We start from the raw sequence: 12138 nt of genomic DNA, 5'->3' as shown, positions 1-12138 counted from the left end.
GTCCTTACCCCAATTATATATGTTATAGATTTATCTTTCAAATGCTAATACGACAACGATTAAGCTTTACCGTCTCGAACCATTTCAGCAGAGTCAGCTACCATGTTATCTAATGCTTCTTCGAAGGATTCGCCTTGACGACCTTCAAGAACAGCGTCAGCCATTTTACCAGCCAACAATTTAACAGCACGGATAGCGTCGTCATTTGCTGGAATTGGGAAATCAACTTCATCTGGGTCACAGTTAGTGTCAACTGTTGCAACTACTGGAATGCCCAATTTTTTAGCTTCCGCAATAGCAATTTTTTCTTTTTTAGGATCTACTACGAAAAGAGCACCTGGCATTTTAGGCATATCTTTGATACCACCAAGGTATTTTTCCAATTTATCCATTTCATGACGAAGACCGATAACTTCTTTTTTAGGCAATACTTCGAAAGTACCGTCTTCTGCCATAGCTTCCAATTGTTTTAAACGTTTAATACGAGTTTCAATTGTTTTGAAGTTGGTCAACATACCGCCCAACCAACGTTCGTTAACGAAGAACATGTTAGCACGGATAGCTTCTTCTTTAATAGCTTCTTGAGCTTGTTTTTTAGTACCTACGAACAAGATTACTTCGCCTTGGGAAGCAACTTCACGCAAGAAATTGTAAGCTTCTTCTACTTTTTTAACTGTTTTAGACAAATCAATGATATAAATACCATTGCGTTCAGTGAAGATGAATTTCGCCATTTTAGGGTTCCATCTTCTAGTCTGATGACCAAAGTGTACACCAGCCTCTAATAATTGTTTCATTGATACTACTGCCATTGTGGCACCTCCTGTTAATTAACCTCCGCCGCTTCATCCTTCGGGTCACCCAAAATTAGGCACAGTACCGAAGTCCACTGACGTGCATATTTTTCATACCTAATAATTCTAACAAAAAATCATGGCAAAAGCAAGCAAGGAGTGAGGAATTCTTTAAGTATTCCTCACTCCTTATTTTAAATACATTCTCTTTCTTATTGATGTACGATCTTATGTTCAAATTTGAATTATAGAATATTATGAAAATATTTATTTAATTATTGCGAATGGAGTCAATCATACTTGCACGATTTTCTGCTCCAAACACTGCAGAACCAGCAACTAAAACTGTAGCCCCCGCTCTTTTAATCGGTACACAAGTAATATCGTTAATACCACCATCCACCTCAATGACTGCCGTTGAATTGTCTACTTCTTCTAACAATATCTTGGCTTGTTTAACTTTTTTTATGGCATTCTTAATAAAAGATTGTCCTCCAAATCCTGGATTCACAGACATAATTAAAATCATATCTAAATCTGCAGCTACATCTTCTAGTAGAGATACAGGTGTACTAGGATTCAATGCTACACCAGCCTTCATCCCACACTGCTTGATATGTTGAATCAAACGATGCATATGAGGTACAGTTTCTTGATGAAAAGTAAAATATTCTACACCAATTTTTGCAAATTCTTCTACATAATCACCAGGATTAGTAACCATCAAATGCACATCAAATGGTAATTTTGTATATGGACGAATGGCTTTCACAATGGGAGCACCAAAGGTTAGATTAGGAACAAAGTGTCCATCCATGATGTCGATATGTAATAAATCAGCCCCCGCTGCTTCAATAGATTTTAATTCCTCGCTTAACACCGCAAAATTTGCGGAAAGCATAGATGGTGCAATTTTTATCATATTAAAACCTCTTTCGTTGACTTTCTATATCATTACGTATAGACATATAAGCATCATATCGTCCTTGATGAATATGACCAGCTTCTAGAGCAGCTTTAATCCCACAAATAGGTTCATGTTCATGATAGCAAGGATTAAATTTACAAGTATCAACATATTCACCAAATTCTGGGAATAATGTAGGCAATCTTTCAAGGGAAACATCATTAAATTCAATAGCACTAAATCCAGGTGTATCCATGATAAAAGAATCTGCATCTAAACTATATAAAGAAGCGTGACGAGTAGTGTGTTTGCCACGTTTAATCTTATCACTTACCTCCCCAGTCTGAAAGGCAAATTTTGGGTCTACCGCATTTAAAAGACTACTTTTACCAACACCAGATGGTCCTGCAAAAGCCGTTACCTTATGTTGAAGCACATGACGCAAATCATCAATGCCTGTCATATTATATGTGGATGTCATCAAAACCTCATAGCCGATTGATTTATAAAGATCAACCATAGTTTCCGTCTCTGAATCCATCAAGTCACATTTATTGATACATAGTACAATAGGGATATCCGCATGTTCAATCATAACGAGCATTTTATTGAGTAATAACTCATTAATATCTGGTTCATGAGCAGCCACAACTAATACAACTTGGTCAATATTAGCTACTGCAGGGCGAACCATCGAATTATGACGTTCATGGATGGATTCAACGAACCCATCCTCCGAAATCGTAACGCGGTCCCCTACAAGTAAACTATAGCGTCCTTGCTTAAGTCTGCCACGAACCTTACATTCATGAATAGTACCTGTATCATCTTGTACATAAAAGTACCCATTCATATTTTTGACAACAATGCCTGTAATCATAGTACCTCTTATAATGCAGTTTCTTGCACTAATGCACCATTGAGGTACACCTCAATACGTACATTACCTACACCAGACACTTTTTTAACAACACGATCTCCAGGTTTATTCGTATCATCATAGATTACGGCAGAACCTTCATCATCTTTTACGACAATTTTAAGTTCTTGATTTTTAGAACCAGCTGGTACAGTAACATCTATAGTACCAGTTGTTTTATTACCACTGTTTCCTTCTTTTTTATCGGATTTCTTTTTATCATCTTTGAACTCAGTCGTAAGATTTAATGTGGAACCTTCGTCAATTTCATCGCCAGCTTTAATGCTTTGCTCTATAACCACAGATTTTTCTTCCACAGATCCAGATACTTGGTTTACACCTAGTTGAATATTACTCAATGTATCACGAGCATCTTTTAATGTCATACCAACAAGATTAGGTACTTTGACTTTCTTAGCCTTCGCTTTATTTACTACGAGATCAATTGTTGTCCCTTTAGACACTTTAGAATCTCCTGAAGGACTCTGAGCAATAATTACACCATCTTTTTTACCATCCACAGATTGTTGTGTTATTTTCCCCACAACTAAACCTAAATCTTTAAGTCGTTGACGGGCTTGATCGACAGTTAAATCAGTTAAATCTGGCACAGTAATATCGCCTACACCTTTAGAAACTACAAGGTGAATCGTCCGTTGCTCTTTAACCTTTTCTCCAGCCCCAGGTGTTTGAGAAATAACTTGACCAGCTGGCACATCAGGATTAGTAACTTCACTTGTAGACACACGCAAATGTTTATCTTCTAAGATATTTTTTGCTACAGAAACTTGTTTGCCTACCACATTAGGTACATCTACTGTTGTATTACTCCAGAAATTTCCGTAGCTTAAGAAAGCACCTAAAAATGCTACTAAGAAAATGACAGCAGCACCTAGAACGATGTATTTTTGTGGAATCGATGCAATTTTACTTAACATACTCTTCTTTTTACCCTCGTCTTTACGTTCTTCTTGAATAGTACTTAGATCTTCAAGTGCTTCAGGATCAACCGCAGGAATCATTTGTGTAGCAAAATCATATGGTTCATGACGTTGTGTTTTCCCCATTGTAAAACCTTGAGATAACCGCAAATCACTGATCATATCAGAGATAGAATCAAAACGATCTGCAGGATTTTTAGATAATGCTTTCATAACAACAGCTTCTAAAAGCGGAGGAATTGATGGATTATATCGAGTTGGAGGTTCTACCTTCTCACGAACGTGTTTTAATGCTACTGCAATTGGCGTTTCCCCTTCAAATGGTACACGACCTGTAAGCATTTCATACAATACAACACCCAATGAATAGATATCTGTATTTCCATCTACCGGTTTACCACTAGCTTGCTCTGGTGATAAATAGTGTGCAGAACCCAAAATCGAATTCGTATACATAACTGTGTTAGTTGCATTTATTGCACGAGCAATACCAAAGTCAGTTACTTTAACGCGCCCAGTATTGGTAATAATAACATTATGTGGTTTTATATCACAATGAACAATACCCATTGTATGAGCGTGCTCTAAGCCTTCAGCTATGGCAATAGTAAATTTAACAGCCTCATCTATAGACAGTCTTCCATGACGAGTTATATATTTTTTTAAGGTTTCACCATCTACATATTCCATAACAATGTAATGTAAATTTTGGTCAAAACCTACATCATACATATTTACAATATTGGGATGATTTAATTTACCTGCCGCTTGTGCTTCTCGTTTAAATCGAGTCACAAATTCATCATCATTTGCAAAATTAGCATGCAATACTTTTATTGCTACTTGTCTACCTAGTAAGGTATCTTCTCCAAGGTATACATCAGCCATTCCACCAACGCCAATTTTATCAACAATACGGTAGCGGTTATCTAGAAGTATGCCTTTTATATTCATAGTACTCATTATTTCTCCATTTCTAGATTAGATTGTTCCCACCACAATGGTCACATTATCTCCTGCTCCGACTTCATATACAGCTTCCATCAATGATTTAATAACCAACATATCATCATCCGTTGATTGTAATGCAGAGGCAATTACATCATCAGATACATAGCCACTTAATCCATCAGTGCAAAGTAAAATACGATCACCGGGAAGAATAGACTCTACACCACTATCAACCTCTAAGATTTCATCAACACCGACTGCACGAGTTAATAAATTACGTTGAGGGTGATTTAGCATTTCATCCTTTGTAATCTCTCCAGCTGTTAATAATTCTTGTACCATAGAATGATCCGTAGTAATTTGTCGTAAATGACCATCTCTATATACATACAAACGACTATCACCAACACTTGCCCAGTAAAGTTGATTACCATTTATAGCTGTAACTACAGCGGTAGTACCCATACCAGCAAGTCGTTCTTCACAAGCAACGCGATTTACAATACGTTGATTAGCGTGAATGATAGCATCACATAAGTCTTGTTGACCTATCGTTTCAAGGGAGGACAAATATTCTTTTATTTCATCTACAGCATAGGTACTTGCGATTTCACCACCGCTATAACCACCCATGCCATCAGTAACAGCACAAATATGGCCATCAATGAAAAAACGGTCCTCGTTACGCTGGCGTACAAGCCCAATTTTACTTAAACCAACAAAATTATTCATGATTCTCCTTTTTCCGACCATGAGCAGCCTTTAACTGTCCACATGCGGCTTGGATTGCATCGCCCATTTCCTTTCGTACCGTTACTGATACGCCATAGGAACTAACGATGTCTTTAAATGTATTCATATTCGTAATAGATGGTTTATATAATTCAATATGTTCATTACCATTAACTGGGATCAAGTTAACATGACAATTTGGGAAATCTTTACAGATTTTCCCCAAAGCATGAGCATCATCTATAGATGCATTTACAGAATCTATAAGAATATACTCAAAGGTAACACGACGCTGTGTCGTATTATAATAGTATTTTACCGCATCTAAGACTTCCGTCAATTCATAACGTGCCCCAACGGGCATAATACTACGACGAACTTCATTATTTGTAGCATGTAATGAAAGTGCTAAGGTAATTGGCAAACCTTCATCAGCTAATTTATAAATATTAGGAACCCAACCACAAGTGGAAATCGTCATCTTACGATAACTAATATTACAAATCATAGGATCATGTAGTAGTTGTAATGCTTGTAATACATTATCATAATTTTGTAACGGCTCCCCTGCGCCCATAACGACAACAGAGTGTATTTCCTCTTTAGTAAGAGCCCCAAATATGACAACTTGTCCAATAATCTCAGCGACTGTTAAATCTCTGTATAAGCCACCTTGTGTAGAAGCACAGAATACACATCCCATAGCACACCCCACTTGAGAGGAAACACATACAGAATACCCATAGTGTTGCTCCATCAAAACTGCTTCCACACGACTTTGATCTGACATCTCTACAAGTATTTTGCGAGTCTTTCCATCAGGGGCAATAGACTCTGTAATTAATGTAGGTAAAGAAATAACACAATTGTCACCTAGCCATTGACGTAAGTCTTTCGGAAATTGTGTCATGTCTTCAAAATCAAAAATATATCTATGATAGATATAGTCAATTAATTGTTTCGCTCGAAACTTTTGTATATTATGGGTCTTAAAGATAGATTGTAATTCTTCTAAAGACTTACCCAATAATTCTATCATGGTGCTCCATTTCTTATATTATGATAAGCGTTTCATGCGAGCCATAAAGAAACCATCCATATGATCTCGCGGTGGATAGGTTGTAATCATACCATCTATAGCTTGTGGTGCCCCTTTATATGATACAGGATCGATGATAAAGTTCTTATGAATTGCCAAGAATTTATTTAGAACAGCTTCATTTTCACCACTATTCATAGTACATGTGGAATATACTAAATATCCATTAACCTTAACCATTTCAGAAGCTTTTTCTAATATTTCAAGTTGTAACAGCGGCAACTTAATAAGTAAAGACTCTGTTTTACGCCAACGCATGTCTAATTTCTTTTGTAATATACCTAGACCAGAACAAGGAGCATCAACTAAGACGCGATCAAATTGTTCTTTCCAATTATCAGGAAGATAACGACCATCTTGAAGCTTAGTAGAAATAATAGATACACCTAATCGCTCAGCATTTTGATTAATCAGTTCTAATTTATGGTCGTAAATATCACAACTCATAATAGCTCCTGTATTATTCATAAGACTTGCCATATGCATAGACTTGCCACCTGGTGCAGCACAACAGTCTAAGATACGCTCTCCTGGTTGAGGATCTACCACATGGGCTACTAACATAGATGCTTTATCCATAAAAGTAATATGACCTTCTAAAACAGGTTTAGCTTTTTCTAAATGACCTTGATGTCCATCAATATAAACTACTTCAGGAATATATGTATCCTGTTCTACAATCCAATCTAAATCTTCTAATTCTTTTAAACAATCCTCAATAGATACTTTCACTGTATTTATGCGAGCCGTCAAACGAGGTTGTTCATTAAACCAAGAACAAAGATCTACGGTCTTATCTTTTCCCATTTCTTTTATCCATAAGTTGACAAGCCATAATGGTTGATTGTAGATAAAGGAAATTTCTTCAGCTTCGGACTTAGCTAGTTCACCGATAGAAATGCTATCACTTTCACGTAAAACCGAACGCAAAACAGCATTTACAAAACCAGATAAACCTCTAGTTAGCTTTTTGGCGAGTTTAACAGATTCGTTAACAGCCGCACTTTCAGGAACCTTATCCATATAGATAATTTGATAAATACCAAGTCTAAGGATTTCCACAACCATAGAAGATAGTTTCTTTAAGGGTCGCTTTGCAAAGTGAACAATAATAGCATCCAAGTAATTTTTTCTACGAATGACCCCATACACAAGTTCAGTAAAGAATCTTCGATCTAAATCGGATAGATGATATTTCTGTAAATACTCTTGCAACTTTATATTTGCATAAGCACCATTGCGATTAATTTCACTCAATGCTTTTACAGCGAGCAATCGAATATTTTGTTGTTGATTAGTCTTTACCTCTATCATTACTATTCCTACCAATCAATTGTTCTACTACTGCTCGAACACGTTCAGAATCGACTGTTGTATTACAACATGGCCCATTAGGACGTTCATTTAATACCCCAATAACTGGAATGGGAAATACATCAGCCATTCCACTTGCTAAATCTCGTTCGCAAGCTATTGCTACAATAGCTTTTGGCCGTGCTTCCTTTACCTTCATCCGCGCTAAGGTGCCTCCAGTGACAACTATAAATTGACAACCATAGTCCTTAGCCACTTGCAACAAATTACCAACCTGGCATCGCCCACACTGCTTACAATTATATACATCATGTGTAACCTTATGAACACACGAACTTTCTTGTAAACAGTGAGGAGTTAATAATAATATACGTTCTGGATCTACCGTATACATATCTAGCATTACTAAATGATTGATTAAATCAATCATAGACTGGCGGAGTTGATCCTTAGTAACCCCTCTCACCTTACCAATCGCCAAAGTTAATGGAAATAATCCATAAATAAACTGATTGGCTAGTCTTAAAACAATAGGATGTAACCGTATAATACCTGTGCTAGCAACAATTAAAGATAAGCACAAAATCCATATAATAGCAATAAGTATAGATATAACTACACTACTTACAATTGATGCAAATGGATGCAATTGTAAAAGTCCTGGTTCTAATATATACATTAGAAAGGCTAGTACTGCTGTGAGCAAAGCACATGTAATAGTTGATAAAATCAAGTATAACGGATACGTTTCGTACTGCTTATATTGAGTCCCCAAAAACGATACCTTCCTTTATTTGATGACCATTTATAAAATCAATTGCAGAAATGCGTTTTTTATTTTCTGGTTGGACTTCTGTTAATAGAATTATATTTCCATCACCACAAAATACACCTAAACCGGCTATTTTAGATACGATTGTACCAGGCACAGTTGTGGCTGATATAGCAATTGGTACATGTTTACCATGGACATCTATCAAACAGTGAGTCGTATCACTGGGAACCACTTCTCCAGACCATACTTTTAAACGTTTTCCATCGAGATATGTATAACATCCAGGTGCTGGATTAAGTCCTCTAATGAGATTTGCAATTTCATTAGCCGGCTTAGACCAGTCGATCTGCCCCATTTCCTTTGTAATCTTAGTAGTATGTGTAGCCATTGAATCATCTTGTGGTGTAGCCACAATTTCTCCATTAACCCAACGAGTTAATACAGGCACTATAGTTTCACCCCCCAGTACAGCTATACGTTCAAATAACTGTCCTGTCGTTTCACCGGGTAAAATATCTATCTCCACAATGTCAATGATATCACCTGTATCAAGTCCATCATCCATATGCATTATGGTAACACCCGTTTTAGAGTCTCCATTAAGAATTGCATAATGAATTGGCGCAGCGCCTCTATAACTAGGTAAAATAGAGGCATGAACATTAATACAACCATATTGCGGCAATCGAATAAGCCAAGGAGGTAAAATTTTACCATACGCAATAACAATCACTACATCTGGTTGTAATGCTTCTAATTCGGCTCTCACTTGTTCATCACGCAAAGTGACTGGTTGATATACAGGCAAGTCATGCTCTAAAGCAGCTACTTTTACAGGGGGCATTTGAACTTGTTTACCACGCCCTTTTTGTTTATCAGGCTGGCAATACACACCGACAATAAAATGACCAGCTTGAATCAAAGCCTCTAAGGTAGGCACAGAAAAGTCTGGTGTCCCCATAAAAACGATGCGTAATTGTTTATTATCAGACAATTTCTTTCTCCTCTGGATGATCAGTAATTAATCGTAAGTTAGTTGCTTTTTCAATAAACAAATGACCTTCCAAGTGATCAATTTCATGTTGGAAAATACGCGCTAAAAAACCTTCAGCTTTTATAGTTACCTTTTTATTATGTGGATCAATACCTTTAACGGTGACTTTATTAAATCGTTCCACATCTCCGAAATATCCTGGCACACTTAAGCATCCTTCAGGTCCAACTTGAGAACCTTCAGCATGAGTGATTTCAGGGTTAATTAGCGCAATAAGACCACTACCAGATTGGTCATCTACAACGATAATACGTTTAGCTACAGCCACTTGAGGTGCTGCAAGACCAACCCCTTCAGTCTTATACATAGTTTCAGCCATATCATCGATAAGGGCTCTAAGTTTTTTATTAACATGCTCTACAGGTTCCGCCACTTGTTTTAAAACGGGATGACCTGCTTTCACAACATCTAATACAGCCATTGATACTCCTACACTACACGGGATCCACGTCAATCAGCAGTCCTTCTTGCGTGAAAATCCATGAGTTATATATATATTCTTTCAAATTCGTTAAATCTGTACCGCGAATCATAATAGCTAAACGATACATATCGCGCACTTTTTTTATAGGCGCTTCATAAGGACCATTAATCAAAATATCCTGATTTCCTTTATAAGACTCCAAGTCATCGACAATACGATTTGCTATAGACTCTAATGTTTTCATATCTTGATGACGCACAACCATATGAATCATTTCGCGAAATGGAGGATATCCTAAAGCTTTACGGTTTTGAATTTCTTCATTGTAAAAGCCTATATAATCATGAGCCTTACTCTTTATTATAGCATAATTTAAAGGATTATATGTTTGTATTACAACGCTACCCGGTTTTTCACCCCTACCGGCACGTCCAGAGGTTTGAGTAAGTAAATCAAAAGTTCGTTCTGAAGCTGTATAAACAGGAATATTCAAAACTGAATCGGCTGTTAAAATACCAACAGCTGTTACATCTTTAAAGTCATGACCTTTAGATACCATTTGTGTTCCCAACAAAATATCATATTTATGAGCCCCAAAGTCATGTAAAATATCTTCTGCTAATTGCTTATTTTTTGTCACATCTTGATCAAGACGAGCAATGCGGGCCGATTTAAAGTGACGACGTAACTCTTCCTCTACCTTTTGTGTGCCTGAACCAAAAAACTTAATCCTCTTACTATTACATTTGGGACAAACAGTTGGAATTGGTTCATGATGTTCACAATAATGACAACGCAATTCTTCACCAGCTTGGTGATAAACCATAGCTACATCACAATGAGGACACATAATAGTTTCCCCACAATCCCGGCACATAACAAAAGTACTATAACCGCGTCTATTTAACAGAATAATCATTTGATTATGCTCATCTAATGTATGTTGAATTAAGCGACTCATGGCATCAGAAAAAACGGAGTAATTTCCATGAAGAATTTCTTCCTTCATATCTACTATAGTAACCTTCGGCATAGGTTGCTCAAAAATGCGATTTGGCAATTCTAGTAAATGATACTCCCCTTGCTTAGCTTTATAGTACGAAGTAACAGATGGTGTAGCAGAACCTAAAATAACGGGACAACCATGTGCCTCAGCACGCCACAATGCCACGTTACGTGCATGATACCGAACCATATCCTCTTGTTTATAAGATGGATCATGTTCTTCATCGACCACAATAAGGCCGATATCCTCAGCTGGCGCAAATACGGCAGAACGAGCGCCAATAATAATGTGACTATCCTTACGGCGCAAACGCTCCCAATTATTGTTCCGTTGTTGTACCGTCAATTTACTATGAAATACTACGACTTCGTCACCAAAAGTTTCTACAAATCGTCTCACAATTTGATCAGTCAATATAATTTCAGGTACTAAAATAATAGCTGTTTTATCCTGACTAATACATCTTGCTGTAGCACGTAAATATAATTGAGTCTTGCCACTACCAGTGACACCATGAAGTAAAAAGGTTTTATGTTCATGGCTATTCATTGCATCTTGTATTGGTCCATATACAGCTTGTTGAGCTTCAGTAAGAGGAATATTAACTTCTTCTGTTAAAAGCTCATCAAATGTTGTTTTTGTGGCTTTAAAACGAGCTTCAACGACAATACCTTTAGCTTCACTCACTTGTTTAATGACCATACGAGAATAGCCTTTAGCTAGTAATAATGCCTTAGATGCTCCGCCCACTTCAAGTAAGTATTTTGCTAATTCTCGTTGCTTCTTTTTTCGTTCACTAAATTGTGCCACCGAAAATTCTGGCATGACTACTAACCATTCTTCCTTTGGTGCCTCGTAAGATTTTAATGTCTTATTCACTGTAAACAATCGCAATGCATCGCCATAAGAGAATAAATAATACTCATTTAGACGGCGGGCCGTATCCATCATTTCCGGTGTAAACCAAGGTTGGCTATCTAATACTTGCACAATATTTCGTAAAGTGAACTCTGGTGGCTCAACTAACTCGTCGTAACCAATAAGAATGCCTTCTTCACGACTATGTCCTAAAGGAATGAGTACGCGCGTACCAGGTAAGACATTACCAAACTTTTCAGGCATTAAATAGCTCAAAGGTTTATGAAGTTGTTTGGCCGGTCTGTTAATTATAACTTGTGCTACGCGCATACATTTTTTCCTTTCGTTTATTATAAAAGGTCTC

The 12138-nt window shown here is 37.0% G+C and carries 11 protein-coding genes; all 11 read right to left on the bottom strand.

The features are described 5' to 3' along the window. Nucleotides 1-59: 59 nt before the first annotated feature. Nucleotides 60-812 (bottom strand): 30S ribosomal protein S2, encoded by a 753-nt coding sequence (gene rpsB, locus HMPREF0874_RS01255; protein WP_004695687.1) that lies wholly within the window; start codon nt 810-812, stop codon nt 60-62. 253 nt (nt 813-1065) lie between these two features. Continuing rightward, complete coding sequence (rpe, locus tag HMPREF0874_RS01250) at nt 1066-1716, bottom strand: ribulose-phosphate 3-epimerase (protein ID WP_004695686.1); 651 nt, start codon at nt 1714-1716, stop codon at nt 1066-1068. 1 nt (nt 1717) lies between these two features. Then, nucleotides 1718-2581 (bottom strand): ribosome small subunit-dependent GTPase A, encoded by an 864-nt coding sequence (rsgA, locus tag HMPREF0874_RS01245; RefSeq protein ID WP_008600844.1) that lies wholly within the window; start codon nt 2579-2581, stop codon nt 1718-1720. Nucleotides 2582-2589: 8 nt separating this feature from the next. After that, nucleotides 2590-4515, bottom strand: a complete 1926-nt coding sequence (gene pknB, locus HMPREF0874_RS01240; RefSeq protein WP_008600842.1) for a Stk1 family PASTA domain-containing Ser/Thr kinase — start codon at nt 4513-4515, stop codon at nt 2590-2592. A 27-nt stretch (nt 4516-4542) separates the two neighbouring features. After that, complete coding sequence (locus HMPREF0874_RS01235) at nt 4543-5244, bottom strand: Stp1/IreP family PP2C-type Ser/Thr phosphatase (protein WP_039964940.1); 702 nt, start codon at nt 5242-5244, stop codon at nt 4543-4545. Further along, nucleotides 5237-6283, bottom strand: coding sequence for a 23S rRNA (adenine(2503)-C(2))-methyltransferase RlmN (rlmN, locus tag HMPREF0874_RS01230; RefSeq protein WP_004695677.1), 1047 nt, complete (start codon nt 6281-6283; stop codon nt 5237-5239). Before rlmN ends, HMPREF0874_RS01235 begins: the two co-directional genes overlap by 8 nt. Before the next feature lie 18 nt (nt 6284-6301). Continuing rightward, entirely contained in the window at nt 6302-7657 is a 1356-nt protein-coding gene (gene rsmB, locus HMPREF0874_RS01225; RefSeq protein WP_008600837.1) for a 16S rRNA (cytosine(967)-C(5))-methyltransferase RsmB, read from the bottom strand. Continuing rightward, nucleotides 7638-8432, bottom strand: coding sequence for a DUF116 domain-containing protein (locus tag HMPREF0874_RS01220; protein ID WP_008600835.1), 795 nt, complete (start codon nt 8430-8432; stop codon nt 7638-7640). Before HMPREF0874_RS01220 ends, rsmB begins: the two co-directional genes overlap by 20 nt. Then, a complete protein-coding gene (gene fmt, locus HMPREF0874_RS01215) occupies nt 8416-9426 on the bottom strand; it encodes a methionyl-tRNA formyltransferase (RefSeq protein ID WP_050760764.1) in 1011 nt (336 codons plus the stop codon). The genes HMPREF0874_RS01220 and fmt overlap by 17 nt, the downstream gene beginning before the upstream one ends. Further along, complete coding sequence (gene def, locus HMPREF0874_RS01210) at nt 9419-9907, bottom strand: peptide deformylase (protein WP_004695669.1); 489 nt, start codon at nt 9905-9907, stop codon at nt 9419-9421. The genes fmt and def overlap by 8 nt, the downstream gene beginning before the upstream one ends. A 13-nt stretch (nt 9908-9920) precedes the next feature. Then, complete coding sequence (priA, locus tag HMPREF0874_RS01205) at nt 9921-12104, bottom strand: primosomal protein N' (RefSeq protein ID WP_008600834.1); 2184 nt, start codon at nt 12102-12104, stop codon at nt 9921-9923. Nucleotides 12105-12138: the final 34 nt, after the last annotated feature.

Origin of the sequence: Veillonella sp. 6_1_27 (genome assembly GCF_000163735.1) — a bacterium.
Lineage (GTDB): Bacteria > Bacillota > Negativicutes > Veillonellales > Veillonellaceae > Veillonella > Veillonella parvula_A.
Note: the sequence above shows the minus strand (reverse complement) of the source record. Positions and strands in the feature narration are given on the sequence as shown.

Coding starts and splice junctions, on each gene's coding strand:
- rpsB (WP_004695687.1), bottom strand. CDS start 812: ATGGCAGTAGTATCAATGAAACAATTATTAGAGGCTGGTGTACACTTT.
- pknB (WP_008600842.1), bottom strand. CDS start 4,515: ATGAATATAAAAGGCATACTTCTAGATAACCGCTACCGTATTGTTGAT.
- rsgA (WP_008600844.1), bottom strand. CDS start 2,581: ATGATTACAGGCATTGTTGTCAAAAATATGAATGGGTACTTTTATGTA.
- rlmN (WP_004695677.1), bottom strand. CDS start 6,283: ATGATAGAATTATTGGGTAAGTCTTTAGAAGAATTACAATCTATCTTT.
- HMPREF0874_RS01235 (WP_039964940.1), bottom strand. CDS start 5,244: ATGAATAATTTTGTTGGTTTAAGTAAAATTGGGCTTGTACGCCAGCGT.
- priA (WP_008600834.1), bottom strand. CDS start 12,104: ATGCGCGTAGCACAAGTTATAATTAACAGACCGGCCAAACAACTTCAT.
- rpe (WP_004695686.1), bottom strand. CDS start 1,716: ATGATAAAAATTGCACCATCTATGCTTTCCGCAAATTTTGCGGTGTTA.
- def (WP_004695669.1), bottom strand. CDS start 9,907: ATGGCTGTATTAGATGTTGTGAAAGCAGGTCATCCCGTTTTAAAACAA.
- rsmB (WP_008600837.1), bottom strand. CDS start 7,657: ATGATAGAGGTAAAGACTAATCAACAACAAAATATTCGATTGCTCGCT.